Below are 26,623 nucleotides of genomic sequence, written 5' to 3'. Positions count from 1 at the left end.
ATCCCTCCTGATCGTAGCGTACAGTCCAAACGAGTCATTACTTCGACAAAAGCCCAGCATTTTCCTGCTTCTTTTTCTTTCGTCCTTTTTGACATTTTCCCATTTCGCTTCGGGCTTTTTCTGGAAATAATCTGGTACGCTCGTAAACGTAAGCGATTTCAGCGAAGAAGAAGGACGTGATGATTTATGACAACCAGACAGCTGACGGGACTGATTCTCGGTCCCTCCCTGTTCGGCCTGATTTATTTTTTTCAGGGGATGACCGGACTAGACGATGCACCGCGCGCCGTGCTTGCCGTTACTGCCTGGGTAGCGACCTGGTGGATTACCGAGGCTATGCCGATCCCGGCGACGTCATTAATGCCGATCTTTTTGCTGCCTCTGACGGGCGGCGCTCAGGAAGAAACGGCTACGATGGCGTATGCTGATCCAATTGTTTTTATGTACATGGGCGGCTTCACAATTGCGCTCGCCATTGAAAAGTGGAACCTGCATAAGCGAATTGCGATGTCGATCATTGCAATGGTGGGCTCTGACAGCTCGCGTATTATTCTCGGCGTACTGCTCGCTACCGCCCTGCTCTCGATGTGGATTTCCAATGCAGCCACTGCCTTAATGATGCTGCCAATCGCGCTTGCACTAATTACAAATGTGAAAGAGAAGAATTATCTGGACGAAGAATCACTCCGGAAGTTTGCAAAAGGTCTGCTGTTAACGGTGGCCTATGCCGCTTCCATCGGCGGTCTCGCCACGCTGATCGGCTCTGTGCCAAACGCCGTATTTGCCGGGGTTGCCTCGCAAATACTTGGAGAAACGGTTACGTTCACCGACTGGATTATATTCGGGCTTCCGCTCACGATTATTTTGCTCGTTGTGCTCTATTTTTACATGACGAAAGTTCAATTTAAGATTACACAGAAAGCGAGTATCTCTGACGATTTTGCGAAAAATCAGCTGAAAGAGCTTGGCCCGATGTCATTTGAGGAAAAAGCGGTGCTGACGATTTTCACCTTCACCGGACTCATGTGGATCTCCAGTGGCTTTTTGCCGGAGAATCTGCGCTTATCTGATACCACGATTTCAATCATTGGTGCGACCTCGATGTTTTTACTTCCTGCCAAGCAGGAAAAGGGCGGGCTGATGCAGTGGGATGATATGAAACGCCTCCCGTGGGGTCTTTTACTTTTATTTGGGGGCGGCCTGTCGCTCGCTGCTGCCTTTGAAGAATCTGACCTGACCTCCTGGTTCGGCGAGTTACTCGGAGCGCTTGAAGTGCTGCCATTCCTGCTTATCCTGATTGCGCTCGCTGCCGCTGTTCTGTTCATGACAGAGATTATGTCCAATACGGCCGTCTCCAATATGCTGATTCCAATCAGCATCGGTCTCGCACTCGGAATCGGCGTTGATCCGTACGCGATTATGGCTGTTGTGGCACTCACGTCCTCCTGTGCGTTTATGCTGCCTATTTCAACTCCGCCGAACGCAGCCGTGTTCAGTTCGGACTACATTACAATTGATGACATGGTAAAGGCAGGGTTCTGGATGAATATCGTTTCGATTTTCGTAATCGTGCTGTTTGTCTACTTCTGGCAGCCTCTCGTACTCAGCTTTTAACACAAGTCTCCGTGCTTTTCGGAAGATCCGGGATCGCTTATAATGAGGGCACTACCGTTGTCTGGAGGGATGTGCCATGTCACACGCACAGCAGCAGCCTGAACCGTATCCGTATTTGGCGTTTCTTCCGGCAGGCTTTGGCCGCCGGGCCCCTTACATCGTCCGCAGCCGCGGACTGAACCGGCTGCACGAAGCGGCCGCTGAGCTGCTTTCTGCTCTTTCAGCGTCTGAAAAAGAAGCCTGGTGCCGCCTTACCGGCCAGTCCGCCTGCCGGCTTCCTGTCGGTATGGAAGCGAACGGCCAGGCGGTTCCGGTGCTCGTTCGGCCGGACGTGTTTTTATGGGGAACTGCGCCGACACAGCTTTCACTTGATCGACGTTCGTTTTTCCAGCGGGATACGACGAAGCTTTCCGATGCGCAGCTTCGCCGCCATCTCGAGCAAGTCGTTCGGCAGTATTTGCTTGCTGCAGCGCTGCAAGAACGCCCTCGTTCGGCCTGGCTTGCTGACTTGGAAGCTGCTTATCTCCGCCATCCGTTTTTAACACTTGCCCGTCAAAAAGCAGACGTTGTCGAGGCGGTCGAGCAAATGAATCGTTCCTCTTTGCTTGCCGTTTTAAAATACCCGGAAGATATCGCCTACTGGCGCCACCAGGTGGAGATTGTGCTGCGGCCTTACCGGGCGCTGCCTGAGGCGTGGCGAAACGGCCTATGCGAGCACGAGAAAGAGCTGTATACGACGACGGATAAACTCGTCTGCCACTGCACGACGTGCGCGTTTACGGTTTACTACCATCCTGCCGACGGCAACGCTGAACTCGAAGAAGAGGTACTGATGCCTCGAGCGATAAAGCGTATTGCTACGATTGAACAGCAGCTGAATGAGATCGCCGAGCAGAGCCTCGATGTGATCGGTCAGCTGCGACGGCTGCAGGGGCTGAAAAAACAGCTGCTTCCGTTTGAGACCGAGCTTGAACAGCTGAGCCGTTTCAAGCAGCAGCTCAAGCATCCGCCTGCGGTGCCGGTCGTGGATACGTATGAAGCACTGATCCGTACAACGTTCCCGACAGCTGACGTGCAGCCTGAGCTTCACTCACTTGCCGGTGTTCACCTGCATGATACTGCTGTCCTTGCCATTCCACACGATTTCGGTGGACAGGTTGAGTCTCTCCTTGACGAGGTCTCCCAACAATACGATGAGCAGGCAGAGGAAGAAAAACCGAAGCCGGATGACGTCGTGTTTCACGTGAAACGATGCAAACTGACACAGGGTGAAAAAGACGAGATTGACGCCTTCCTTAACATGCACGACTTTCGACCGTCGGCTCATCAGCTGGCGAAGACACTCGCTGGTGTCCCAACGAACAAGGTACGCTCGCTCGGCCTGCACGAATCACCGATCTTCGGGCTGCTCCAGTCCTGGCCGGAAAAGCAGGTCGTCAATGCCGTGCACCGGTTGTTTGTCTAACTAGATAAAGCATCCTCTAAATACAAAAACAAGCATGGAATCGACGCAAAAACGTGATTCCATGCTTGTTTATTTAAGTAAGAAAAGATGAAACCCCCTCATAAAAAGCACCACTAAATCAAAGCGTGCCTGCTGACTCACGCCCCAAACCGGTTAAAAAACCAAACGACAAGAAAGATGCTGATCACACCCCATACGGTTGTGGCGGCAATTAACGCGATGATTTTTCTCGTCCGCTCCGAACTTTCAGCTTCACTTCCTTCTGCATTCGCCGGGTTCCACGATAAACCCATTCGCTGTTTGATGGTAAAGATAATGAGCAAGCCAATGAAGAAAAAACCGACTGGAACGAATACAAAAAGATCCATAGCGAAGCACCTCCTGATTAGAGCTTAGCACAAGATTCCCTTCTTTTCTCTATTCATTCGTTTCGACGTTCCGTCAGCTCGCAGCTGCTTATGATCGCCAGTAGAGATAGATGAGCTGATCAGATGGCAACACTGATCAGCTCACTCTTACAGCTCGTTATCCGATCCGCTCTTCCTGCACATGGCTCACGCTCTCTGCTTCCGGCTCGTCCCAGATGAATACGCAGCCGGAGCGCGGCAGCACCCACTGGTCGAGCTCGATTTTGACGATGTTGTTCGGCAAGTAGGAGACGGCTTCGCTGTCGTCAAAAAACGGTACCGGTACGATACGTACGTCCGGATCGGCATGGGTGAAGAGGATATCCACCTGCTGGGTCGGCTCTGATACGATCGACACGAATTTGCGGATCGTTTTTAGCTGCGGCATATGGAAGTGGTAGTGAAACTTATACTCGCGGTCTGCTTCTGCCTCAATCGTTCCAGACATGTCAAACTGCAGGTAAAAGCCGTTCTCGCTGTTTTCGACTGTGAACGGGAGGCTTTTCTCATCAAGCGCGAAGGAAAACTGCATGACCTCTTCGACAAAGCGCTGCAACTCTTCATTCGTCATCTGCTGCATGCGCTCCTTTTGACTGGAGCCAATGAACAGATTTTCACGGAAAAAGATCCCTTCCCCTTTAAACAGCTCCTCGAGATCACTCTCCCAGTAGGAAAAACCGACGGTAACGCGGCGCTTTTTCAGCTGAAAGATGTTCAAGCTCCGGTAAAACGATAAATCTTCTTCCACCCAGTAATAGTCCTCTTCCGGAAACGATGTTTCCATACCGTTCCGCTTCAGCGAGTAGCTGATGTGATAGCGAAAGCGGTGGCGGAAATGATACTTGTTTTCCAGATACGGGCGAATTAATGTCGTATAAAGCATGCCGCCGGCCCGTTCACCGAGGAGCGACTCGGTCGAGTTTTTAATAAAGCCTTTACGCGCCCCTTCTGAAAAGCGCGACAGTACGCCCTTATCCAGCATCAGCGCCTCTGCGACGCTGTTCGCCGTCTCGATTTTCTGGTGGCGCCGGGTCACTTTTTCATAAATCACGTTAAAAAGGACGAGCGGCAGCATGATTCCGATCAGAGACGTCATCACGTCCATGTAAAAGCTTTCCCATGAAATGGTTCCGAGCAGCACGTTCGTTAAAATGATCATTCCGAACAGGAGCAGGAGTACGGTGATAAACAAGGCAGTGACGTTGCGGTAGGAGCTGGCCGATTCGGAGCGTACGTCAAACCGGCTCATCGTGCTCCCTCCGGCACCGCGGCTTTTCCGTAGACCGCGGCTTCCTGTCCAGTGCGAAGCGCCCACCACTGGTTTCCGTAATCAAAATGCCACCATTCCTCTATGTAGTTTGAAAAGCCTGCAGCTTCCATCACAGCTAACAGCAGTTTTCTCGACTCCTGCACGTCCCCCGGTTTGTCGTGAAAGGCATCGGTCCGTGCGAGCTCACTGAAATCATCAAACACCGTACCCATCGGCAGCTCGTCTCCGTTCTCATCCAAAATCGTCAAGTCCACCGCACCGCCGGTTGCATGCGGAGCCGGAGCAGATAGATTCTGGGACGGGTACGAGACGTACGTCGTTACCTTCTCGCTAAGCGCTGGACCGGTTAATTCCGGATTTTCGCGGCGGATCGAAGCTTCAAAGGCTTCATACAGTCCCCGCTGCACGTGATCCGGACGGAAGCCGTCCCAGATGAGCAGACGATAGCCTTCCGGCAGCAGCGAAGCCGCGGTATAAAGACGGTCGGCAGACGATTCGTTCGTGCGCAGGTGTAACGAGCGGTTCCCGATTATCATCGATCGGAATGTGCCGCCAGTCGCGTATTTGCGTCATGGTCTGTCCTCCTTGAATCATGGTAGGACTTATTATACCACGCCGAAAGACCTGAATACGATTATCTATCCATGTTTTTCCTGTATTGCGCCAGTGCTTCATTTCCTTCCGCTACGTCTTTCCCGTGACAGATGCTGATGACGTCGATGTCATAATCACGGAGCATTCCTGCGCTCTTGATCGCCTGATCCATATCGGCAGTGAACATCGGAATCGGCCGGTTGAGCTGCCCTTTTTTAGAAGTAAATAAATCACCGGTGATCATGACGCGAGTCTCCGGCTCGTAGTAGCAGACGTGTCCCGGTGTGTGCCCAGGCGTAAACACCGGCTGCAAACCGGCGATGGGAAGGAGCTCACCGTCTTCCTCTGGCAGCGGGGTGAGCGTGCCTGCAGGAACGATGTTCTCCGGCTTTTTCCGTCCAGGGTACGGGAGCCTTCCTTCTGCATAGGGAATTTCCTTCTCGTGCGCATAGACGGCAAGCCGCCGCTTTTTCAGCAGCTTTTTCAGGCCGCCGACGTGGTCAAGGTGGCCGTGTGTCAGCAAAATGCCTTTTACCGGCCCGAGCTTTTCCGCTTCTTTCAGCAGTTTTGGAGCCATAAACGAGAGCCCCGTGTCGACGATATAAATGCCGTCGTCGCCGCGAACGGCCCAGGCGCTCATCTTCAGCACGACCCATGCCTCCAGTTTGCCCGCGTGATCTGATACGTGCTTCCATTTCATGCCGATCCCTCCCGCTTTCCTCTGATTAAAATCAGTATAGCCGGTTCAGGCGTATTGGGCGAGTGTTTTTACCAGTCGGCGTCCTCCCGGTAGCTGTACGTCCGGCGAACGTCCTCTAAAACGCCGGCATCGATTTCATAAACGCGGATCGCTTCCGCTTCAGCGAACACGTCTGCCTGCACGTTCCATCCGCTCCACGGCGGCTGCATGACGGAACCGCCCCACATCGCACCTGCACGGTTCACGCTTAGCAGGTACACCTGATTTTCCACCGCTCTCGTCAGAACGAACGCGTGCCAGCTCGGGTACGTATCATCCTTTGAAAACGCAGACGGATGCAGCAGGACATCAGCGCCCTCCTCCCATGCGAGCCGGCGGGCGTGCTCCGGAAAGCGGATGTCGTAGCAGATCATCAGGCCAATGCGGACGCCCTTGCAGTCAAACGTGCAGATGTCTGTGCCACGGCTGAAAAAATCCCGCTCCATTGAAGCACCAAACTGGGCGAGATGCCGTTTTCGATAGACCGCAGCAACGTGTCCAGTATGATCGATGACGACCTGGGCGATAAAAAACAGGCCGTCCTCTTTGATCGGCAGCCCAAAAACGATCGTCGCTTCTATGTCTTTCGCCGTTTGCTTAAAGACAGCTGCGGACGTGCCGTCTGCTGGTTCAGCGAGCTCGTCCAAAGCGAGAAAGGCTTCGCGGCTGTACGTGATCGTCGCAAGCTCCGGCAGGACGATCATGTCAAACGGCTCCTTGGCTGCGTGAAGGCGGATGGCTTGGGCGAGCCGTTTCACGTGCTGGTTTCGAGCGTCCGCTGTCACAATTGTGTCAGGAATCTCCGGCTGGTATATCGCGATTTTCATGGGTGACGCCTCCTTCTTAACGGAAGAAAGCCAGTCAGCGGCTGACTGACTGGCTCCCGTTTCATCTTATAACGTCGATTCTGCTTGTTCATTTACTGTCAGACCGAGTGCCTTGTCGGTTTTCGCCTGTAGCTCGCGGATCAGCTCCGGATGCTCTGACAGCTTTAATCCGTAAGACGGCACCATCTCTTTAATCTTCGGCTCCCATTCCTTCACGCGGTCCGGGAAGCAGCGCTCGATGATATCAAGCATCACCGATACAGCTGTGGAGGCTCCAGGCGACGCGCCGAGCAGGGCCGCGATCGACCCGTCGGCAGAGTTGATGACCTCAGTGCCAAACTGAAGCGTGCCTTTCCCGTTTTCCGTATCCTTAATCACCTGCACGCGCTGACCGGCTGTGATCATTTCCCAGTCCTCGCTTTTCGCGTCCGGAATGAATTCACGCAGCGCTTCGATCCGCTTTTCCTTCGACTGCATCACCTGCTTGATGAGATACGCCGTTAGCGCCGTGTTTTTCGCACCAGCGGCAAGCATCGTCGTCACGTTGTTCGGACGGATCGACGTAATGAGATCGGTATAGGATCCTTCCTTTAAAAACTTCGGCGAAAAGCCGGCAAACGGCCCGAAAAGAAGGGATTCCTTATTATCGATAAAGCGCGTGTCCAAATGCGGCACGGACATCGGCGGTGCGCCGACTGGTGCTTTCCCGTATACTTTGGCGAAGTGCTTTTTGACGACTTCCGGGTTGGAGCACGACATGAAAATGCCGCTCACGGGAAATCCGCCGTAGCCTTTTCCTTCCGGAATGCCAGACTTCTGCAGCAGATGAAGGCTTCCGCCTCCGCCTCCGATAAAAACAAAGCGCGCCGTGTGATGCTCAACGGTACCGCTTTCATGATTGGTGATTTTCACTTCCCAGCGGCCGTCTTCCTGCTGGGCGAGGTCTTCTACCGTGCGGTTGTAGTTTAATTCCACGCCTTTTTCTTCGAGCTGCTCAAACAGCACGCGCGTGAGCGCTCCGAAGTTCACGTCCGTTCCGCCTTCGATGCGCGTAGCCGCTACCGGCATGTCAAGCTCCCGGTTTTCCATCATGAGCGGAATCCACTTCTTCAGCTCAGCCGGATCATCGGAAAACTCCATGTCATCAAACAGCGGATTCGCCTTCATCGCCTCAAAGCGGCGGTACAGAAACTGCACGTTGTCCTCTCCCTGCACGAAGCTGATGTGCGGAAGCGCTCCGATAAAATCGCGCGGGTTCGTGATTCTGCCGCTGTTAACGAGGTACGACCAGTACTGCTTTGACTCGTTAAACTGCTCGTTGATTTTCACAGCCTTCGTGATATCAACCGAGCCGTCCGGCTGCTCGTGCGTATAGTTCAGCTCGCACAGCGCCGCGTGTCCTGTTCCTGCGTTGTTCCATTCGTTCGAGCTTTCCTCACCGGCACTGCCGAGCTTTTCAAACACTTTAATGTTCCAATCCGGAGCAAGCTCCTTCATCAGGGAACCAAGCGTCGCACTCATGATACCGGCACCTATTAATAGTACATCTGCTTGTTTTTGCTCTCTGCTCATAATCTCTTCCTACTCCTTACGTTTTTCGGAAAAGATGCAGCCGCTTCAAAAGACGACAGCGAAACAATGACATTCGACCAGGTTCCACACCTTTTCCAGTTCATTTTGCTACACGTAATAGTTTATCACTGATAGCACGATAATAAAACGCTTTCGATAGTTTAAATAGGAAGAAAAGTGCGAAAACACATGTGATTTTAGTCTACTAAGCAAGACGCTATTCTAAGTTTGCATGCCGGTCTTTCCAAGTCTGATGATCTTCATTTGCTGTTTTGGACGTCAAATAAATGATGAAGGCATCCAATATGATATGAAGACTCTGGTCAAATTGGTTTCCGAGAGGTTGAATCGTCTCCGGTTCCTCTTTTCTCCTGTATTTTGTAGCAGCCGGCACCCTTACTGTAACGTGACTAAGATTCGCTATTTCAGAATCAGCATTTGTTGTAAACGACACAATTTTAGCATTTGATTTTGACGTTGTTTTCGCCATTTCTGTTAAACTTTTCGTGGTGCCTGATCCTGAAAGGACGATCAATAAATCATTCTCGGTAATACTCGGTGTGATTGTTTCACCTGTTACGTAGACATGATAGCCAGCATGCATGAAACGCATAGCAATCATTTTGCCTACAAGCCCTGACCTCCCTTCTCCAGCTATAAATAACCTTTCTGCAGAAGATACGAATTCAACAAGCTCATCGAAATCATTGAGCTCCAAGGTTTTTTCAGTGACTGAAGTAATCTCAGAAAGAATTCTCTCCGTTATGTTATTCACTCTGCATCGCCTCCTTCACTGCCTTTGCAGCTTCAGCCGGGTTATTTGCACCGGTGATAGCACTGCCGACTATCAAAATGGAAGGTTCATAAACCTTTATATCTGCAATCGTATCCGCGTTCAATCCCCCGGCAACAGCTACTTTTATGGCTGGGAATGGTTTTATTTTGTCAAAATCCTTTTTACCAAGCTTCTGATTTTCCTGCTGGTCTTTACCGATATGCAGGGACACAAGCTTTACACCCAGTTCATGCAATTCCTGAATTCTGGATTCAGGCGTATTCAGCAAATCAAGCATTATTTCTCCATTTATTTCCTCAGCGGCTTCTAAAGCCTGACGAATGCTTGCATCGTCACTGAATGCCATTACCGTCGTGATATCTGCTCCCGCTTTAAGCGCCTGCTTCGTCTCATGTGCTGCAGCGTCACATGTCTTCATATCAGCTAATAGCTTTTTGTTCGGATAATTGGCCCGAATTTCTCGTACAATAGACATACCGTACTCTTTAATGACACCAGTTCCGACCTCAATTATATCGACCGAATCCTGCGTTTCTTCTAACACCTGTAAACACTTTTCCCTAGTCAGTCGATCCAGAGCCAGCTGCAGCTTCACTTTTTTGCCTCCTAACGTTCAACCTTTTGCTCTCCATTTATAACTCGTTCTACTTCAGATAGATATGGCAGACCTTCATTGTCACCAGATACAGCTACCACCATGCTTCCGATCTGATTTGCAAACCGAAGAGTTTCTTTTAATGAATAATTTCGAACCATGCCGTACATATACCCAGCATTAAATCCATCGCCGGCACCTACTGTATCTACGACACTGTCAGCTTTTACTGCGGGTAAATGAAGGAAAGAATGTATGTCGTCGAACCCGACCGCTCCTTCTTCACCAAGCTTTAATGCCCCTTTTTGAATGCCTAACGATTGGAATGATTGGATATGCTCTTTTGTTGACTGGTTACCAAATAGCAAATCCGCTTCTTCCTTTCCACTTAAAATGACATCAGCAGCGGACATCAGCTCAATTAAGGAACTTCTTGCTTCTTCTGCCTTCCAAAGTTTCAAACGAATATTCGGGTCCATTACTACAGTTACATTGTTCTCTTTCGCCAGCTTCATCGCTTTCAGCACCAGCTCAACATTTTTTTTGCGCAAGGAAGGAAAAACGCCGCTAACATAAAGAATTTTTGCTTGTGGAATGATTGATTGTGAAATAGATTCTTCGTTAATCGTTTCCGTTGGGGAGGGGAAACGATAATAATATGTGCTACCTGATCCATTTTCCCGAATCTCTTTGAAATTGACCGGCGTGTTGTACTCGTCTTCCATGACGACATTTGTTGTATCTACGCCTTCTCCTCGCATGAAGTTAAGAATGTATTGTCCGAATTCGTCATTGCCGACTCTGCTGATCCAGCCAGTTGATAATCCGAGCCTGGCTGCTCCCAGCATAACGTTTAACTCTGCTCCGCCAACCTTTCGCTCAAAGGTATGTGAGAATCTCATCGGCCCCTTCTGAACCGGATTCATCGTTATCATGGCATCTCCGATTGTCACTACATCACGCAAAATGGTCACCTCAATCATGATTGTGTTTCTTCATTAATAGTCCCTGGCAAGCGGGCGGCTGCCCGAACACTTAAATATTAAACAAGTTCGGCAGCCACATGAAATACTGTGGTACAAATGCAATAAGCAAAATAACCAGCAGAATAATTAAAATGTATGGAATCGTAGCGTAAAACGATTTACCAATTGGCAAATCAGCAATTTTACTAGCCAATAGCAGGCAGAGTCCATACGGTGGGGTTACTAAACCGACAGCCAGACATACCATGATCAGTACCCCAAAGTGAATAGGGTCTAATCCAAGTGTCATTGCTGAAGGCAGCACAATTGGAACGAAAAGAATGATAGATGGAACGGTATCCATAAACATTCCGACAAATAGAAATAGCAGGATAACTGCTACAATGAACATCCAGTCAAATGGCAGAGCGTTATCAAAGAAGCCGGCGATCACTGCCGGAACGTTATAGTAGCTGATAAGTCTGCCTAGTGAAGTGGCGGTAGCCAGCGCAAACAGCGTTAATGAACTCAGCTTAAGCGTGTCATAAATAATATCCGGCATATCTTTAAGACGGATTGTTTTATAAATAAAGAACGATAAAACAAAAGCGTAGATACAGGCGATCACAGCAGCTTCAGTCGGGGTAACGATACCACCTACAATTCCACCGAGAATGATCAATGGCGTCAAAAGCGGCGGCAGACTTTTCAGCCCCTGCATCGCAATTTCTTTCAGCTTTAACCGTTCATGTCTCGGGTATTGATGACGGTGCGAAATAACTCCAACCAGCGCCATCAGGGCTATTCCGATTGTCAGACCTGGGATTACTCCGCCCATAAACATTTGACCTACTGAAACCCCGGCAATGCTTCCGTAAATGACCATGGGTATGCTGGGGGGAATAATCATTCCCATGGTTGAGGAAGAAGCCGTCACGGCTACTGCGGTCCCCGGACTGTACTTTTCCTTTATCATACTCGGAATCAGTATTTTCCCGACCCCTGCTGTGTCCGCTGTAGAAGCTCCAGAGATTCCTCCAAAGAACATGGATACAACAATGTTCGCCTGAGCAAGACCGCCACGAATATGCCCAACAAGTGAAACAGCAAAGCGAATCAGCTTCTCAGAGATCTGTCCTTGATTCATAATATTTGCCGCTAAAATAAAAAGCGGAACGGCTAAAAGAATGAACGACTCTAACCCGGAAAACATTTGCTGCACGACAGCCTGTAACGGAATCGCATCCAATATGAAGAAACCGACATAGCTGACAATTCCAATGACAAACGCAATAGGAACACCGATTATCATCAGAAACAGAAATAGAAAAACTAGAAATAATCCAGTCATGCTGTTTCCTCCTTCGTGCTGGTCTTCAGCGTCCAGAAGTCTTCCCACCAGTTTTGAATGGCAAACAAGATCATTGCTGCACCCGATACTGGAATGGCCATCCATGTGTAGCCTTGCCTGATTTGAGGCAGGTTATTCAACGTCCATTCCCAGAACTGTATCGTTAATCCATATCCGTCATAGATCATGACAGCCCCAAAAATGATGATCAGCATATGGGTCAGAGACTGTACAAGAAACAAAGGCAGCCCCTTTATATTGTCAATTACCAATCCCACCGTGAAATGCCCCTTTTCCCGAACCATAATAGCTGCACCAAGAAAGACCATCCAAATAAACGCATAGGTGGCCAGTTCACCGGCCCAGAGTATACGCAGTCCCGGCACATACCTGGAGGCTACCTGCAGAATCACACAAACGATAAAAATCAGGAAAAACAGCGCTGCTGCTTTTAAAAATAAGGAGCCAATAAAGTCGATGGCTTTTTTCACTGCTACCCACCTCTATTCTTCAGAGCTGTAAAGAAAAAAGGGCTATAACAGCCCTTTATTCTTCTTCTCTCATCGCTTCAACTGTTTCAAATTCATCAACCATGTTTAATGATTCGGCAGCATCCTGACGCACATCTTCCGTCATTTCTACAAATGGGGTCTGATCCACTTCATTAATTTCGACGCCACTATCCTCAATCGCCTGTCGTGATTCGTCAGCAAGATCTCTGTCAGATTCTCTTGCCGCATTTGTCGCCTCTTCTGCGGCAGTATCAAATGCTGCCTGCTGCTCTTCAGATAAGCTGCTGTAAATTTCGTCTGACGTAAAGAAGAATCGTGTCGTATAGTCATGTTCAGTCAGCGAAATATAGTCTGTTACTTCGTGATGGCTCGCTTGATAAATATTGGTGAAATCATTCTCTGATGCGTCGACCACTCTGTTTTGAAGGGCCTGATACATTTCATCCCAAGCCACACTCGTCGGATTTGCTCCAAGTGCCTCCCACGTATTCGTTACCACAGGGGAATCCTGTGTGCGAATTTGCACGTTCTGCAGATCATCCGGTGTTTCAATCGGCTCAAAACCGTAGTAATTTCGAACTCCAGCTGACCAGTAGCCAAGTATCTTAAAGTTGGAGTTATCCTCCACTTGTGAAGCGACAGATTCTCCAACCTCTCCATCAACAACCGCTTCCCAGTGCTCGTTGCTTTCGAAAAGATAAGGCATCGCAAAGAAGTCAACTTGATTGGCAGCCTGGGCCATGAAGCCTGGTGATGCGACAACAAGGTCTACCGATCCTGTCTCCATATTTTGTACAAGCTCATCTTCATTTCCTCCAAGTGCTCCATCCGTGTGAATTTCAACCGTGATCGAACCTCCACTTTCTTCTTCAATGACCTCTTTAAACGTCTCGAATCCAACTGCGAATGGACTTTCTGCATCCAGCTGCGTCGCCGCAATCAGGTTGATGCTTTCTCCATCAGCACCTGCATTGGCTTCTGCATTTTCCTCAGCTTCTCCGTTATTCTCTGCAGGATTGCCTTCGTTTCCTTCGTTATTTCCATCGTTCCCGCATCCGACTAGCACAGCAGCTCCAGCAACAATACTCAATGGTGTCATCCAATATTTTTTCACGTTAATCTCTCCCTCTTTTTAGTGATGATTCACGAATATTAAGCTTGCCTTGAAACCCAAAGTAATAATCATCCAAGTGTTGCAGTCCATCATGATCAATTTGATCAATTAGCAGTTCAGCTGCTTTCGTTCCCATTTCAAACGCTGGCTGCTCGACCGTTGTAATACTCGGCTGAAAGAATTCAGCGTATTCTACTTCATCGAACGTCAGGATTGACAAATGCTCCGGCACTCCCTTGAAAGTCTTTTTTAAATAATCCAAAACGGGTACCAGTGATCGGTCGTTGCTTGATAAGATGGCGTCTGGAAAATGACCTGGTGAGAATATTTTCTTTAAAAAGCTTGTTGAATCGGAAAGTTTGTCCGTATAAATCAAATCCTGCTGGATCGTTAATCCGTGTCGTTTCATCGACGATAAAAATCCGTCATACCGTTCTGTTCGCGGGCTGATTGTTAAGGGGGAGCTGATATAGGCGATGCTTTCATTGCCTTGATTTTTAAGGTGTTCAATCGCCCAGTCCATTGCTTCTTCATTTCGTAAGGTCAGCGTCGGAATAGACAGCGCTTTCACTTTTCTGTCTAAAAAAACGACGGGATATTTTTCATCCAGCAATGATTTATACATCTCTTCGTTCGAAGCTGTGGGATAAATAATAAATCCATCTACCTGTTTTGCTTTCAGCATCTCGATATACTGTTTCTCTTTCTCAGAGTCGTCATCTGCGTTACAGAGAATAACGTGGTAGCCTTTAGCGTGACAAAAGTCTTCGATCGCTCGAGAAGTCTGGGTAGAAACACGGTGCAGAATGTTTGCCATAATAACACCAATCGTCGTCGTTTTCTTTTGTTTTAAGCTTCTTGCAATAGCATTTGGCTGATATTGAAGAGTCCGGATCGATTCCTCAATCCTTCGCTTCGTCTGTTCTCCCATATACGTATACCGGCCGTTCAAATACTGGGAGACGGTACTTTTAGAAACAGCAGCATGATCAGCCACATCCTGTAAGGTTACCTTTTTCATTTAAGACCCCCAAATTGGATAAATCGATTTAGTAAACCGGTTTATTAAATTCGATTATAGTTGAAAGCGGATACATTTTTCAACCCTTTTTTCAAATTAGTTGCGATATTCGCTAAATTTAGCAGCCAATTCTTTGACTTCATCGAACTTCCCTTTTGCTGCAGGCTTGTTAAGGGCACTCCCAATTCCAACTGCTGCAGCCCCCGCTTGAAACCAGTCATCCATGTTCTCGAGGTCTACCCCGCCGGTTGGCATGATCTGCAAGTGAGGAGCGGGATCACGAACTGCTTTAATAAATCCTGGTCCGAAATGATTCCCAGGGAATAACTTAATAATCGAAGCTCCATTTTTAGTGGCGTGAATCATTTCGTTAATCGTCATGCAGCCGGGGAAGTACGGAATTTCTTCAGCTATCGTTAAAGCTGCAATCTCCTCATCAAAATTAGGGCCTACGATATATTCTGCGCCAGCTTGGATCGCTCTCTCAGCTTCCTCTTTTGATAAGATGGAGCCTGCACCGACCATGATAGATGGATCGCTGTTTGCTTGCAGACTGCGAATAATGCTTGCCGCTCCAGGTGTCGTAAACGTTATTTCGAGCGAAGTTAGTCCGCCTGCTGCACATGCTTCCGCTGTCTTCAATCCTGTCTTTTCGTCTTCTGATCTGACCACCGCTGTCACCAGGGTCTGTAAAAAGCGGGCCGTTTCCTGTTCTCTTTTCGCCATGTGCTCATCACTCCTTTTTAAACTTTTCTCATTCTTACGTGTTTATATGCAGAAGTCAAGCTGATGAAAAAGAGTATGCCCGAATGACATACTCTTGATCGTGTGATTATTCGTATTTCAGGAAAACGATAATTCGGTGCAGATAGTACGATACGAAGAGCATTCGATCCAATAAATACAGGTGTGCCGGATACGTTTGAAAATTTGTTTCTCTGGCCGAATCCTGCAGCTCTTTCAGCATCAATTCAATTTCACGCATATAAGATTCAGACTCAAATTCCTCTTCATCGGAGCCGATCAAATGGTCATATACTCCATCTGGTGTTTCAATCAGTTCCGCATGTATAACACCTTCATTTTCCACTTTCTGAACGTTTTTTGTTGATAACTCAATTAATGCTTCTGAACAAAGCAACTCCTGACAATCGGCGATGGACTGATTTAGTTGTAAAATATCTGTTAAAAAGTCGGCTCCGTATGTAGTATCTGAGCTAAATGAAATAAGCACTTCTGAAATATCTGCGTGCAATTCCAGCGTTCGTTTCGTTTCTTCTCTCCATGCTGCTAGCAGCTGTTCTCTCGCCATTTGTTGTTCAGCGGACAAGCATCCTTCAAACGCATGGATACACGAAGTAAGCGCTCCACGAAACGCTTCCGCCTGGCTGGTTACCTGCTTTTGCAGTGATGCTTCTTTTAGTAGCTCACCGGGTTGAAAGGCGTGTTTAAACACTGCTGCAAAGATGTTCACCACTTCTTCATCGTTTGAATAATACGTATGAGCTAAGGGGCTGGTCTTACCGATTTCTGGATACTGCTCTTTTCTTTCAAAATAGACGATATGCTCTGTCACAATCAGGGTTTGAAACTTCAGTTTCCCTGTCTCAAGCTCCTGATACCGATGAAGTTGATCTATAAAAGCATTGTTATTCCTGTCAATATCTGAGGCTACATAAATGTGCACGGTCTTTTTACGACTCGCCTCAATAAGTAAGTTTTGAAAATGGTTTAACTGCATTACACAGGAAGCGTCTGATAAATAGCATTGCATCGTATCACAGTTTAATAATGCCTGTTTCAGCTGCTCTTCCGGATAGTTTACCGGTTCGCTAGCAATTGAAAAGGCAACCTGGCTTTCCTGAACCATCCGATCACTTCCTTCATCACACTAACGCAGGAAAAGCGTTAACACTTTGATAAAATCTGTCTGCTGCATAGTATCCAGCAGACAGAGGTTACGTAAATATGCTAAGCAAGTAGCTAATAGTTGAGCTACAGCTCATTTTTTACCCGTTCTGAAATTTATAATTCTGTATTCCATAAGTCTGTGCAGCCGACAGAAGTTGCTAATGCCCCTGCCTCCAGACAGTTCATGACTTCCTGCTTTGTTTCCAGAAGTCCTCCCGTAATAATTGGGATGTCATTCTGTTTTGCAATCCGATCAACCACCTTTGGAATAATGCCAGGCAGGATTTCAATTGCATCCGGCTTCGAATTATCAATCATCTGAAGCCCTTTTTGAAAAGCTGTCGTATCAAGAATAAACAGCCGCTGAATCGTAATGAGGTTCATGCTTTTCGCTATTTTCACAAGAAACGGCTTCGTTGTAATAATTCCTTCCGGCTTAATATTTTGAGCAATGAATTCCACTGCTTTTTTGTCACTTTTTAAGCCCTCAATCAAATCCAAATGGATGAATACAGACATCCCTCCATTTTGCAGTCTGCGAACGACATCTTTCATGCCGCAAATATCTCCGGTCAGCAGAAAAGCCATGTTGCATTTGCTTTGAATAGCGTGCTCAATTTGATCCGGTTTGCTGATAGCTGCAATGACTTGTGATTCAACCATGTCTACAATGTGGTCAGATTTTTCAGTTTTCAATTTCAAAACCAGCCTCTCTTGAATTAGTTACAATTATCAAGACTAGTTAGCTCTGATAGCGCTGTCAATACAGTATTTGGTTTATAGGTAGTTTTATCGTGAATCTCAGAGTAGTCAGATACTCCAGTCAAGACTAAAATACCGTGCATGTCGAACTGATTTGCCATGCGAATATCTGTGTCCAGTCTGTCACCAATAACAAAACAGTCATGATTTGGCAGTTTCAGGTGCTGTAAGATCTGTTTTGCTGTGATTTCAGACGGTTTGCCAATAATAGTTATATTATCCTGTGGTTTCATCATACTTTTTAAGGCAGCTGCCCAAGCTCCTGTATCAGGGATCAATCCTGTTCCGATTGGACAAGTTACATCAGGATTTACCGCATACATTTCAGCTCCTGCTAAATAAGCTTGCAGCAAACGTGTCAGTTTGTCGTGTGAAAATGAAGGGCCTCCTCCAAAAATGGCTGCCTCTGCTTGTTCCGGTGATTCAGCGAGGATAAGGCCGGCTTCTGTCAGTACTTCAAATAAAGCCGGCTCTCCTTCCACCCAAATTTTGCTTGAGACAGGCAAATGATTTTTTAGATAATTGCCTGCTATTAGAGGTGCTGTCAGAATATCTTTTTCTTCTACATCCAGCCCCATGCTTCTCAGCTTAACCACATAACTTGCTGTTGTTTTTGTTGCATTATTGGTCAGGTAACAGATATGGTGCCCCTGTTTTTTTAAGTTATTTAACGCCGCTACAGCTCCGGGAATCGGCGTGTCCTGCCAGTAGACGGTACCATCAAGATCTACAATCAATCCTTTTGCTGGCATACTTTAGTACAAAGAATTCTTCGTCATTTTATTTGCCAAACTTTGCAGGATAATAACAAGTGCAATAATCAGCATCGCCATTGCAGAAGCTGTATATACTTCACCACGGAGCAAATTCTGGAAAACCATTAAACTCATCGGCGCCCAGTCGGATGGAGCCATCAGAACGGTGATACTAGTTTCTTTAATTACGGTAACGAAGACGAGAATGGATCCTGCCGCAATCCCAGGAAGCATCAGCGGTCCGACTACTGTAATAATGGCCACCAGCTTTGAAGCTCCTAAATTGACGGCTGCTTCCTCAATATCTGATTTTATCGCCATCATCGTCCCCATTGTAGAGCGGATCATATAAGGCATGCGACGAATCGCATACGCTACAATCAGCAGAAATGCAGTACCTGTCAACTGAAGCGGGGCAGTGTTAAATGTTTGGATATACGCGATACCAAGAGCAATACCCGGCACAATCAGCGGAATCGAAGACATGAAATCCAGCTTTGATGTATTCTCGCGTACAACAAAATAAGAAACCAATGTAGCTACAATCACACTAATAATTAAAGCTCCGCCTGCGAGCAAGAGGCTGTTCATGATGTTATCGCCAGAGCGCGTAAACACCGTTGTGTAGTGATCCATTGTGAATCCTCTAGGAAGCAGACCAGTTCCCCACGTCGTTGCAAATGACTGAATCATGACGGAGAAGATAGCCAGCAGCGGCAATACAAGTACGATGCACGTATAAACGAACAGGGAACGGGTCACGACTTTGCTGTCGTTTAATTTTGTTCCTTTCGGTTTTCCTGACAATGTTCCGTAATCCATGTTCCGGGTAATGAAGCGCTGAAGCCAGAAAAAAATAGCTGCAACTGCTACCATCACAATGGTCAAAATGGAAGCGCCGGCCCAGTTAAAGAACCCGGATATTTCACGATAAGCTTCTACCACAATCAGGTTGAGTCCGTCCGGTGCTAAAATAATTGGCGTTCCGAAATCGGAGAAGCTGACTGTGAAAATAAGCAGCGCGGCAGAGATAATACCGGGAATCGCTAATGGGAACGTAATGAACACCATCGTGCTCCAGTTTTTAGCCCCCATGTTGTTTGATGCTTCTTCCAAGGAAATATCAGCAATTTTAAACGCTGCTACCATTGGCCACAAAGCAAAAGGGAAGAAAAAGAATACTTGAATCAGCACGATCGAGGTCATCGAATAGGCATTGATAAGCAGACCGTCGAACCCAAGTGATTGATACAGCGTATTGACCCATCCGGTTCGTCCAAACATGATAATAAACCCAGCTGCGGAAATAAAAGTTGGAACAATAAGCGGAATGGTGCATAAAGCAGCGAGCGTTTTTTTAAACGGCATAGTTGTTCTTGCAAATGCATACGCCAGCGGGATACACATGATAATGACTAGAATAGAAACCCCGATAGCTAAAGTAAGACTGTTTTGTAAGGCAGAAAAATAAGTACCCCCGCCTAATAAACTTGCGTAATGCTCCAACGAAGCATTGCTTAAACGTTCAATATTCGTTGCCATAATGTCCGGATTAACTAAAGATCCTAATAAGTTTACTGGTTGTCCAGTGAAACTAACTAGAAAAACTGAAATTAATGGAAGTACCAAAAACAAAAAGAAAAACAGATAGACAACCCACTTCATTATTTTTAGGCTGTCAATCGATAATAGCCAGTTTTTGAGCCTGGACTGCTTTGGTGATTGCTCTGCTCCTTTACTCATATCAGCAACACCCTTTCAGCAGGCAGGAAAACCTTAATGACATCCCCTTCTTTGAAGAGCGTAGTATTAGGCTGGAATTCCTCTTCTACCATCACTTCCATTCCTGCCAATTCAATATCATAGCGAATGGTTGGTCCAAGGTAGGTACTTATCTTAACAGTCGCTTCCAGTACATTGTGGTCTTCCGTTCTGCCGTTCTTTAATATTTCGATACCTTCAGGTCTAACCAGCACTTCTACATGGTCTTTATCTGTTTGCGTAGTGGATTCCAGCACCGTTTGATCGTTAATTTTGACGATCGAATCCCCATTCTCTTTTCGGTCTACTACTTTACCTTGATAAATATTGGACGAGCCAACGAAATCGGCTACAAACGGATCTTTTGGATTACTGTACAGTTCTGTCGGAGTCGCCATCTGCACAATTTCTCCATCCCGCATTACGGCTACATGGTCGGCCATGCTCATGGCTTCTTCCTGATCGTGTGTCACGAAAATCGTTGTGATCTTTAAGTCCTGCTGAATCTTTCGAATTGTTGTTCTCATCGTATTTCGGAGCTTCTTATCCAGGTTTGATAATGGCTCATCCATCAGCAGAACAGAGGGCTCCATTACGAGCGCTCTGGCTAAGGCAACCCGCTGCTGCTGTCCCCCAGACAGTTCATTAACCCCGCGATCTGCTAAATGATCCAGCTCCACGTATTTTAGGGCATCATGTACTTTTTCCTGAATCTCCTTGGACGGTTTACCCAGCTTTTTATGTATTAATCGAGCAAATGTCTTCGCTCGTTGACCAAATGAACCGTTGTATAAATCCCGTATAGTCAAGCTGTAGGCCACATTTTCAAATACATTGTAGTGGGGAAATAGAGCATAGCTCTGAAAAACCATGCCGCAGTTTCTGCGGTTGGCAGGTACATTATTCACTACTTTTTCCCCGATCAGCACTTCTCCGGATGTAGGGCTTTCAAATCCTGCTATGCAACGCATAGTCGTTGTTTTCCCACAGCCGGAAGGACCCAGGAGGGCATAAAATTCGCCCTCCTTGATATCGAGATCAACGCCTTTTAGTGCAGTTGCTTTATCATATTTCTTCACTAGATTTTTCACTTTGACAGATCCCATACGGATACCCTCCTAGAATTAATATTGTCGATTTACTGGTAACGCTCTCTCCATTCATTACGCACATCGTCATAGTTGTCTACGACCCAGTCTATATCCAGATCCATAGCGTTGTCCTGAAGTTCTTCCATCGTGAGCGGAGATTGAGATTCTACATTCGGATCAAGAGGGATGTGCTTCCAGTCTGCTTTGATTTCCTGTCCTCGTTCAGAAAGCATAAAATCGATGAACTTCTTTCCATTTTCAGGGTTAGGTCCATTTTCTACCAGTGATACCGGATTCACGAGAATCGGAGTGTCCTCTGGCACGTGAAACTCAACAGACTCGCCTCGCTCCTGCATCTGGTACGCCATGAAATCAAAGCCGATGCCAATTTGTGCTTCTCCTGTTCCAGCTGCCTGAGACGGTGCGCCGCCGGAGTCAGGCATCGCGTTCATCTGCTCATACAACTGATCAAAATATGCCCAGCCTTCTTCTTCGCCTTTTTCCATCAACTGGCTTAAAACAAGCAGCGTAGCCGTACCGGATGCTGCTGGATTTGGCATTTGCAATTCATCTGTCCAACGCTCGTCAAGCAGATCATCCCAAGTTTCCGGAAGCTCGTCTTCATCTACAAGCTCTGTATTATAAACTAGGCCGAGTACGAAAACCTCTACACCAGTCCACATCCAGTCTTCGTGACGCACTTTAATATCATTCTCATATGCATCCCAGTCTTCTACTGCTTCAGGAGTGTAAGGTTCAATAAATCCTTGCTCAATAGCTGACTCAAACGGTAAAATACCGCCGCCTCCATACCATACATCTGCCTGCGGGTTATCCATTTCAGCGATCATCTGATTTACAAGATTGTTTGTTCCCGCATAGCTGACGTTCACTTCTATTCCTGTTTCTTCTTCAAATGCTTGAGCCAGGTCCTCTGTCATTTCCGGAGTTTCTGGAGAATACACCGTTACGCTGCCGGCATCTCCATTCCCTTCTGCTCCATCACTGTTTCCACCACAAGCCGCCAAAACACTTACCGTTAATGCACCAACCACTACTGTAGCCTTTTTCATGCTAAATCCCTCCGTTTATGTATGCGGTTTCAAAAAGCACAAAAAAGAGACAACCCGTTTTCGCACAGACTTCTATCTTTTGATAGAAGCTGCACGAGAGGGTTGTCTCTTCATCTCTTCCCAATCACGCATCAGAATTTGTATAAAGTGAGTATAGAACAGAAAAATAAATAAAACAACCCAAATGTTAATAATTTATGAACATTGTTAATGAATGATGAATAATTATGCCATTTTGACTAGTTTAACAGCCTTTCATATATCAAAATGCTCTGTCTGTGCTATGATAAGTTTAATTCTTTTTTAGGAGACTTCTTCCATGGATGAACTGATTATTGAAACGGGACCGTTCCAGGAGCGTGCGGTGAACGGGATTGAATCGGAGCATTTGACGAACTACCCGATCGTCTATATTTTGCATAACAATCGCAAAAAGCCGGCTGCCTACATCGGGCAGACGGTGCAGGCGGCGCGAAGGCTGCGGCAGCATCTGGCAGACGACCGCCGCAGCAAGCTCGACCAGCAGATTTTAATCGGCCACCGCCGTCTGAATCAGTCGGCGACGTATAACATTGAGTCGAGGCTGATTAATTTATTTATCGCCGACAGCCGCTATGAGCTGCAAAATGTGAGCCAGACGGCGTCACGGCAAATGCATAATTATTACGACAAAGTGTATTACAACGACACGCTGTTCCGCGATATTTGGGAGCGGCTCCGCAACGAAGATATTGTCGAAGGAACGATTGATGCGCTTGAGAACAAAGACGTCTACAAGCTCTCCCCTTATAAAGAGCTGACGCCGGGGCAGCTGGATGTAAAGGAGCGCGTGCTGGACTTCTGCCGGAAGCACGCGCAGACGGACGGGCATCGCGTGTTTATCGTCGAAGGCGATGCCGGTACGGGAAAAAGTGTCTTGCTAAGCTCCTTGTTTAACACGATTCAAGATGCTGCAAATGAACCTTCCTCCCCTCTGCATCAAACGGAAAACCGGCTGCTCGTCAATCACGGGGAAATGCTGAAAACCTATAAAAGCATGACCGGGAGCCTGCCGAATTTGAAGAAAAAGCACTTCGACAAGCCGACGTCATTTATTAACAAGATGGACAAGCACCACACGAATGCTGACATTGTGCTCGTTGACGAGGCGCATCTGCTGCTGTCAAAGCCCGACGCCTACAACAATTTTCACTACGACAATCAGCTGCAGGAAATCATCAAACGGAGCCGCGTCACGATCGTCATTTTTGACCGGATGCAGGTGCTGAAGCTGAAAAGCTACTGGAACGACCGGCTGATGGAGGAAATTACGGGCACATACCGGGCAGAGCGAATGCGGCTGACCGATCAGATGCGCATGAACATTGACGCTCCCGCTAAAGCATGGATCGACGCCTTTGTCGCGAAAGAACTGAAGCCGATTCCCGATCGCGCTGATAGCTCCTTTCAGCTGCAGGTATTCGCCGAACCGGATGCGTTTCGCAAGGAGATCGAAGCGCACAATGAGGCATATGGCCTGGCGCGTATCGTCTCGACGTTTGACTACTTGCATAAAAAAGACGGAGCAGATTATCTCGTCGATGAAACCGGACTTAACATGCCGTGGAACCGCACGCAGGACGACGTAACGTGGGCCGAACAGCCGGAGACGATTTATGAAGTAGGCTCTATTTACACGGTGCAGGGCTTTGATTTGAACTACACGGGGGTCGTGCTCGGACCGTCGATCCGCTATGATAAAGAAAACGACCGCATCCGCATCGACACGAGCGCCTACCGGGATACCGGGGCCTTTCAGTCGAGAAACGACATGACGCAGGAGGAGATCGCGCAGGTGAAGGAGCAGATCATTTTGAACTCCCTAAACGTGCTCATGAAGCGAGGCATTCATGGTCTCTGCATCTATCCGACCGATCCATGTCTGCGCGAACGTATGCTGGAACTACAGGAGGAGCGACAATGAAGGATTGGCAGCAGTTAATCAATCAGATCAACGACTTCCGCGATGCCCGCGGCTGGAGACAGTACCACAACCCAAAGGACCTTGCCGTGTCCCTCTCGATTGAGGCAGCTGAGCTGCTGGAGGATTTTCAGTGGCTTTCAAGCGAGGACGCTGTAACAAAAAACATCGACAACATCCGCGATGAAATTGCCGACGTCATGATCTACGCCCTAATGATGTGCGACGAGCTCGAGCTCGACGTGCAGGAGATCATTCAGGACAAAATTCAGAAAAACGGCAAGAAGTATCCGGAACAGAGCTGACTGCGCCGGCTCCCCGACTCCGCCGAACGACCGCTTTTCTATTTGTCACCTGGTCTGTATCCATAACATACAGTCCGTCACATAAAACGACCGGCCTGCTTCATGCAGAACCGGTCGTTTTTATTATCCGCCAAACAAGTTAGCGAGTGAGCCAATCAGAATTCCGATGACACCGAAGTCGGAGTCGCCGAACGTGGTGTTTTCAATGCCCAGTCCGCCAAGAACCGGGAGCAGGAAGGCCGGGATGAAGCTGATAAGAATCCCGTTTGTGAATCCGCCTGCCGCGGCTCCGACGCGTCCGCCGACAGCGTTTCCGAAGACACCGGCTCCGGCACCTGTGAAGAAGTGCGGCACGAGTCCTGGAATGATGAGCGCCAGCGAGAAGATGCCGAGCATCGCCATGCCGATCAGTCCGCCGATGAAGCTGGAGATGAAGCCGATGATAACAGCTGTCGGCGCGTAGTTGAAAATGATTGGTACATCAAGGGCCGGTTTCGCACCGGGAACAAGCTTTTCAGCGATCCCTTTAAACGCTGGTACGATTTCTGTCAGGATCATGCGTACCCCGTACATGATGATGCTGAAGCCTGCTGCGAACGTGATCCCCTGCATCAGTCCGAACATGATATAGTTCTGGTCGCCTGCATACGTGCCGACAACCTCAGGACCGGCAATGAGAACAAGAATCAGGAACATGACAACCATCGTGAGTGCCGTTGAAATGAGGGAGTCCCGCAAAAAGGACCACTGCTCTGGAATTTTTATGTCCTCTGTCGTCTTCTTCTCGTTGCCGACTGCTTTTGCGACAAGCCCTGCAGAAACGTAGCCGATCGTGCCAAAGTGACCCATCGCGATTTCGTCGCCGCCGGTTACTTTACGCATAAACGGCTGCGCAAGTGCTGGCATCAGTACCATCACCCCGCCGAGAATCAGTGACCCGGTCGTCACAAGCGTAATCCCGCTCATGCCGGCTGTTCCGAGCACCGCGGATAACAGTGCCGCCATGAAAAACGTATGGTGACCAGTCAGGAAAATATACTTCAGCGGTGTAAATCGCGCGAACAAAATGTTAGCAAGGAAACCAAAGCCCATAATCAGCGCCGTTTCCGTTCCGAGCGTCTGCTGGGCAATCGCGACGATCGCCTCGTTGTTCGGAATAACCCCTTGAATATTAAACCGGTCCTGAATGATGCCGCCGAGCGAATCGAGCGAGCCGATTACGACGCCGGCACCAGCACCAAGAATCAGGAAGCCGATGATGCTTTTCGTTGTACCTGCGAATACCTTCGAGAAGTCTGCCTTCTGCAGAAGGAGCCCGGTCATGACGATCAGACCGACCAGCACTTCCGGCAGGCTCAAAATCTCATTCATCAAAAATTCAAAGAACCCCATCCTCGATCATGCCCCCTTAAAGCCTATTTGTTCAAAAACTCCTCAATCGCACTTTCTACTTCCTGCTCGCTTGCCATGTTGACAATCGCTTTTACAAACGCCTGGCCGCCCTGCAGCTGGGATGCAAATTCATTGTTCGTCAAAATCAAGTCCGCCGTAACGCTCTGCGCCGTTCCAAAATCTACTGCCTCCACGTCTGCTTTTACGTCCTTGTTTTTCAGCACCTTTTCTGCCGTCATTTTCAGCATCAAGCTTGATCCAAATCCCATTCCACATACACATAATACTTTCATGTTCGTCACCTCTTCGTTTAATTTTGGCTGCTTGTGAGCAGCTGTTTCACTTCGTCTTCGGAGCCTGCATGAAGCAGGTCCTTCATCAGATTGCTGTCATCGATCCATCCGGATATTTTCTGGAGCATGCTCAGGTGGGAGTCGGAATCGACTGCCGCGAGACAGATAAACACCCGCGCCGTTTTCACCGAGCCCTCGCTGTCTGCCGGAAATGGAACCGGCTCCTGAAACACCGTAAGCGAGATGCCTGCCCGGCTCACGCCGTTTTCCGGACGGGCATGCGGCAGTGCCACATTCGGCGCGATCAAAATATACGGTCCGAGCTCGTCGATGTTGGAGATCATTGCCTCGACGTAGGAGTCGGCGACGTAGTCATTCTGTACAAGCGGCTCTGCGCTTACGGCAATCGCCTCGCGCCAGTTGACCGCTTCCTTCTGCCATTGGATACAGCGCGTATCCACTTGAAAATCTGTCATCA

26 protein-coding genes and 1 pseudogene are annotated in these 26,623 nt (G+C 48.0%); 4 read left to right on the top strand and 23 right to left on the bottom strand.

Features of this window, described 5'->3' with window-relative positions; all coding sequences use genetic code 11:
- Nucleotides 1-186: 186 nt before the first annotated feature.
- Both ACFO4L_RS06955 and ACFO4L_RS06950 read left to right on the top strand, forming a co-directional pair.
- A complete protein-coding gene (locus ACFO4L_RS06955; RefSeq protein WP_377908971.1) occupies nt 187-1,614 on the top strand; it encodes an SLC13 family permease in 1,428 nt (475 codons plus the stop codon).
- Between the two features lie 76 nt (nt 1,615-1,690).
- Entirely contained in the window at nt 1,691-3,079 is a 1,389-nt protein-coding gene (locus tag ACFO4L_RS06950) for an RQC-minor-2 family DNA-binding protein (RefSeq protein WP_377908970.1), read from the top strand.
- Between the two features lie 137 nt (nt 3,080-3,216).
- Here ACFO4L_RS06950 and ACFO4L_RS06945 read toward each other — a convergent pair whose 3' ends face one another.
- The 20 genes and pseudogenes from ACFO4L_RS06945 to ACFO4L_RS06850 all read right to left on the bottom strand — a co-directional run bounded on the left by ACFO4L_RS06945 (nt 3,217) and on the right by ACFO4L_RS06850 (nt 22,195).
- Nucleotides 3,217-3,447, bottom strand: coding sequence for a hypothetical protein (locus tag ACFO4L_RS06945; protein ID WP_377908969.1), 231 nt, complete (start codon nt 3,445-3,447; stop codon nt 3,217-3,219).
- A gap of 157 nt (nt 3,448-3,604) precedes the next feature.
- Nucleotides 3,605-4,735: a hypothetical protein gene (locus ACFO4L_RS06940; RefSeq protein WP_377908968.1), complete on the bottom strand. Its 1,131-nt coding sequence runs from the start codon at nt 4,733-4,735 to the stop codon at nt 3,605-3,607.
- Nucleotides 4,732-5,310 (bottom strand): annotated as a pseudogene (locus ACFO4L_RS06935) (M15 family metallopeptidase); the annotation flags it as partial. The gene ACFO4L_RS06940 and the pseudogene ACFO4L_RS06935, both read right to left, overlap by 4 nt.
- An 80-nt stretch (nt 5,311-5,390) precedes the next feature.
- Nucleotides 5,391-6,050: an MBL fold metallo-hydrolase gene (locus tag ACFO4L_RS06930; protein WP_377908967.1), complete on the bottom strand. Its 660-nt coding sequence runs from the start codon at nt 6,048-6,050 to the stop codon at nt 5,391-5,393.
- Between the two features lie 68 nt (nt 6,051-6,118).
- The gene (locus ACFO4L_RS06925; protein WP_377908966.1) at nt 6,119-6,916 is read right to left on the bottom strand and encodes a carbon-nitrogen hydrolase family protein; all 798 of its coding nucleotides are present in this window, start codon (nt 6,914-6,916) and stop codon (nt 6,119-6,121) included.
- A 66-nt stretch (nt 6,917-6,982) separates the two neighbouring features.
- Nucleotides 6,983-8,488, bottom strand: coding sequence for a malate:quinone oxidoreductase (locus tag ACFO4L_RS06920; RefSeq protein ID WP_377908965.1), 1,506 nt, complete (start codon nt 8,486-8,488; stop codon nt 6,983-6,985).
- Nucleotides 8,489-8,705: 217 nt separating this feature from the next.
- Nucleotides 8,706-9,263 (bottom strand): 6-phospho-3-hexuloisomerase, encoded by a 558-nt coding sequence (hxlB, locus tag ACFO4L_RS06915; protein ID WP_377908964.1) that lies wholly within the window; start codon nt 9,261-9,263, stop codon nt 8,706-8,708.
- Entirely contained in the window at nt 9,256-9,879 is a 624-nt protein-coding gene (gene hxlA / locus ACFO4L_RS06910) for a 3-hexulose-6-phosphate synthase (RefSeq protein WP_377908963.1), read from the bottom strand. Before hxlA ends, hxlB begins: the two co-directional genes overlap by 8 nt.
- A gap of 11 nt (nt 9,880-9,890) precedes the next feature.
- A complete protein-coding gene (locus tag ACFO4L_RS06905; RefSeq protein ID WP_377908962.1) occupies nt 9,891-10,862 on the bottom strand; it encodes a sugar kinase in 972 nt (323 codons plus the stop codon).
- Between the two features lie 52 nt (nt 10,863-10,914).
- Nucleotides 10,915-12,195: a TRAP transporter large permease gene (locus ACFO4L_RS06900; protein WP_377908961.1), complete on the bottom strand. Its 1,281-nt coding sequence runs from the start codon at nt 12,193-12,195 to the stop codon at nt 10,915-10,917.
- Complete coding sequence (locus ACFO4L_RS06895; protein WP_377908960.1) at nt 12,192-12,686, bottom strand: TRAP transporter small permease; 495 nt, start codon at nt 12,684-12,686, stop codon at nt 12,192-12,194. Before ACFO4L_RS06895 ends, ACFO4L_RS06900 begins: the two co-directional genes overlap by 4 nt.
- Nucleotides 12,687-12,741: 55 nt before the next feature.
- On the bottom strand, nt 12,742-13,821 hold the full coding sequence (locus ACFO4L_RS06890) for a TRAP transporter substrate-binding protein (RefSeq protein WP_377908959.1): 1,080 nt from the start codon (nt 13,819-13,821) through the stop codon (nt 12,742-12,744).
- A gap of 1 nt (nt 13,822) precedes the next feature.
- Nucleotides 13,823-14,842, bottom strand: a complete 1,020-nt coding sequence (locus tag ACFO4L_RS06885; RefSeq protein ID WP_377908958.1) for a LacI family DNA-binding transcriptional regulator — start codon at nt 14,840-14,842, stop codon at nt 13,823-13,825.
- A gap of 96 nt (nt 14,843-14,938) precedes the next feature.
- On the bottom strand, nt 14,939-15,568 hold the full coding sequence (gene eda / locus ACFO4L_RS06880; RefSeq protein ID WP_377908957.1) for a bifunctional 4-hydroxy-2-oxoglutarate aldolase/2-dehydro-3-deoxy-phosphogluconate aldolase: 630 nt from the start codon (nt 15,566-15,568) through the stop codon (nt 14,939-14,941).
- 106 nt (nt 15,569-15,674) lie between these two features.
- Nucleotides 15,675-16,712 carry a hypothetical protein gene (locus ACFO4L_RS06875; RefSeq protein ID WP_377908956.1) on the bottom strand — a complete coding sequence of 346 codons (1,038 nt, stop codon included), beginning with the start codon at nt 16,710-16,712 and terminating at the stop codon, nt 15,675-15,677.
- A 155-nt stretch (nt 16,713-16,867) separates the two neighbouring features.
- On the bottom strand, nt 16,868-17,455 hold the full coding sequence (locus tag ACFO4L_RS06870; RefSeq protein WP_377908955.1) for a glycerol-3-phosphate responsive antiterminator: 588 nt from the start codon (nt 17,453-17,455) through the stop codon (nt 16,868-16,870).
- 17 nt (nt 17,456-17,472) lie between these two features.
- Nucleotides 17,473-18,267: an HAD-IIA family hydrolase gene (locus tag ACFO4L_RS06865; protein WP_377908954.1), complete on the bottom strand. Its 795-nt coding sequence runs from the start codon at nt 18,265-18,267 to the stop codon at nt 17,473-17,475.
- A 3-nt stretch (nt 18,268-18,270) separates the two neighbouring features.
- A complete protein-coding gene (locus ACFO4L_RS06860) occupies nt 18,271-20,013 on the bottom strand; it encodes an ABC transporter permease (protein WP_377908953.1) in 1,743 nt (580 codons plus the stop codon).
- Entirely contained in the window at nt 20,010-21,137 is a 1,128-nt protein-coding gene (locus ACFO4L_RS06855) for an ABC transporter ATP-binding protein (protein WP_377908952.1), read from the bottom strand. The genes ACFO4L_RS06860 and ACFO4L_RS06855 overlap by 4 nt, the downstream gene beginning before the upstream one ends.
- A 32-nt stretch (nt 21,138-21,169) precedes the next feature.
- Nucleotides 21,170-22,195 (bottom strand): ABC transporter substrate-binding protein, encoded by a 1,026-nt coding sequence (locus ACFO4L_RS06850; RefSeq protein WP_377908951.1) that lies wholly within the window; start codon nt 22,193-22,195, stop codon nt 21,170-21,172.
- A gap of 319 nt (nt 22,196-22,514) precedes the next feature.
- Between ACFO4L_RS06850 and ACFO4L_RS06845 the strand changes: the two genes are divergently transcribed.
- Together ACFO4L_RS06845 and ACFO4L_RS06840 are read left to right on the top strand one after the other, a co-directional pair.
- On the top strand, nt 22,515-24,158 hold the full coding sequence (locus tag ACFO4L_RS06845) for a DUF2075 domain-containing protein (RefSeq protein ID WP_377908950.1): 1,644 nt from the start codon (nt 22,515-22,517) through the stop codon (nt 24,156-24,158).
- Nucleotides 24,155-24,460, top strand: coding sequence for a nucleotide pyrophosphohydrolase (locus ACFO4L_RS06840; RefSeq protein WP_377908949.1), 306 nt, complete (start codon nt 24,155-24,157; stop codon nt 24,458-24,460). Before ACFO4L_RS06845 ends, ACFO4L_RS06840 begins: the two co-directional genes overlap by 4 nt.
- A 123-nt stretch (nt 24,461-24,583) precedes the next feature.
- Here the strand turns inward: ACFO4L_RS06840 and ACFO4L_RS06835 are convergent, their stop codons facing one another.
- Genes ACFO4L_RS06835 through ACFO4L_RS06825 form a run of 3 tightly spaced genes read right to left on the bottom strand, consistent with a single transcriptional unit; the run spans nt 24,584 to nt 26,621 of the window.
- Nucleotides 24,584-25,852, bottom strand: a complete 1,269-nt coding sequence (locus tag ACFO4L_RS06835) for a PTS ascorbate transporter subunit IIC (protein ID WP_377908948.1) — start codon at nt 25,850-25,852, stop codon at nt 24,584-24,586.
- Nucleotides 25,853-25,875: 23 nt separating this feature from the next.
- Nucleotides 25,876-26,145, bottom strand: a complete 270-nt coding sequence (locus tag ACFO4L_RS06830; RefSeq protein ID WP_377908947.1) for a PTS sugar transporter subunit IIB — start codon at nt 26,143-26,145, stop codon at nt 25,876-25,878.
- A 17-nt stretch (nt 26,146-26,162) separates the two neighbouring features.
- On the bottom strand, nt 26,163-26,621 hold the full coding sequence (locus ACFO4L_RS06825; RefSeq protein WP_377908946.1) for a PTS sugar transporter subunit IIA: 459 nt from the start codon (nt 26,619-26,621) through the stop codon (nt 26,163-26,165).
- Nucleotides 26,622-26,623 lie beyond the last annotated feature (2 nt).

Origin of the sequence: Bacillus daqingensis, assembly GCF_042654445.1 — a bacterium.
Taxonomy (GTDB): Bacteria; Bacillota; Bacilli; order Bacillales; family Salisediminibacteriaceae; genus Alkalicoccus; species Alkalicoccus luteus.
This window is presented reverse-complemented; position numbering and strand designations above follow the sequence as displayed.

Bases quoted from the DNA above. Each gene is read 5' to 3' on its own strand.
- ACFO4L_RS06955 (WP_377908971.1), top strand. From the start codon at position 187: ATGACAACCAGACAGCTGACGGGACTGATTCTCGGTCCCTCCCTGTTC.
- ACFO4L_RS06950 (WP_377908970.1), top strand. From the start codon at position 1,691: ATGTCACACGCACAGCAGCAGCCTGAACCGTATCCGTATTTGGCGTTT.
- ACFO4L_RS06945 (WP_377908969.1), bottom strand. From the start codon at position 3,447: ATGGATCTTTTTGTATTCGTTCCAGTCGGTTTTTTCTTCATTGGCTTG.
- ACFO4L_RS06940 (WP_377908968.1), bottom strand. From the start codon at position 4,735: ATGAGCCGGTTTGACGTACGCTCCGAATCGGCCAGCTCCTACCGCAAC.
- ACFO4L_RS06930 (WP_377908967.1), bottom strand. From the start codon at position 6,050: ATGAAATGGAAGCACGTATCAGATCACGCGGGCAAACTGGAGGCATGG.
- ACFO4L_RS06925 (WP_377908966.1), bottom strand. From the start codon at position 6,916: ATGAAAATCGCGATATACCAGCCGGAGATTCCTGACACAATTGTGACA.
- ACFO4L_RS06920 (WP_377908965.1), bottom strand. From the start codon at position 8,488: ATGAGCAGAGAGCAAAAACAAGCAGATGTACTATTAATAGGTGCCGGT.
- ACFO4L_RS06905 (WP_377908962.1), bottom strand. From the start codon at position 10,862: ATGATTGAGGTGACCATTTTGCGTGATGTAGTGACAATCGGAGATGCC.
- ACFO4L_RS06900 (WP_377908961.1), bottom strand. From the start codon at position 12,195: ATGACTGGATTATTTCTAGTTTTTCTATTTCTGTTTCTGATGATAATC.
- ACFO4L_RS06885 (WP_377908958.1), bottom strand. From the start codon at position 14,842: ATGAAAAAGGTAACCTTACAGGATGTGGCTGATCATGCTGCTGTTTCT.
- eda (WP_377908957.1), bottom strand. From the start codon at position 15,568: ATGGCGAAAAGAGAACAGGAAACGGCCCGCTTTTTACAGACCCTGGTG.
- ACFO4L_RS06875 (WP_377908956.1), bottom strand. From the start codon at position 16,712: ATGGTTCAGGAAAGCCAGGTTGCCTTTTCAATTGCTAGCGAACCGGTA.
- ACFO4L_RS06865 (WP_377908954.1), bottom strand. From the start codon at position 18,267: ATGCCAGCAAAAGGATTGATTGTAGATCTTGATGGTACCGTCTACTGG.
- ACFO4L_RS06860 (WP_377908953.1), bottom strand. From the start codon at position 20,013: ATGAGTAAAGGAGCAGAGCAATCACCAAAGCAGTCCAGGCTCAAAAAC.
- ACFO4L_RS06855 (WP_377908952.1), bottom strand. From the start codon at position 21,137: ATGGGATCTGTCAAAGTGAAAAATCTAGTGAAGAAATATGATAAAGCA.
- ACFO4L_RS06850 (WP_377908951.1), bottom strand. From the start codon at position 22,195: ATGAAAAAGGCTACAGTAGTGGTTGGTGCATTAACGGTAAGTGTTTTG.
- ACFO4L_RS06845 (WP_377908950.1), top strand. From the start codon at position 22,515: ATGGATGAACTGATTATTGAAACGGGACCGTTCCAGGAGCGTGCGGTG.
- ACFO4L_RS06840 (WP_377908949.1), top strand. From the start codon at position 24,155: ATGAAGGATTGGCAGCAGTTAATCAATCAGATCAACGACTTCCGCGAT.
- ACFO4L_RS06835 (WP_377908948.1), bottom strand. From the start codon at position 25,852: ATGGGGTTCTTTGAATTTTTGATGAATGAGATTTTGAGCCTGCCGGAA.
- ACFO4L_RS06830 (WP_377908947.1), bottom strand. From the start codon at position 26,145: ATGAAAGTATTATGTGTATGTGGAATGGGATTTGGATCAAGCTTGATG.
- ACFO4L_RS06825 (WP_377908946.1), bottom strand. From the start codon at position 26,621: ATGACAGATTTTCAAGTGGATACGCGCTGTATCCAATGGCAGAAGGAA.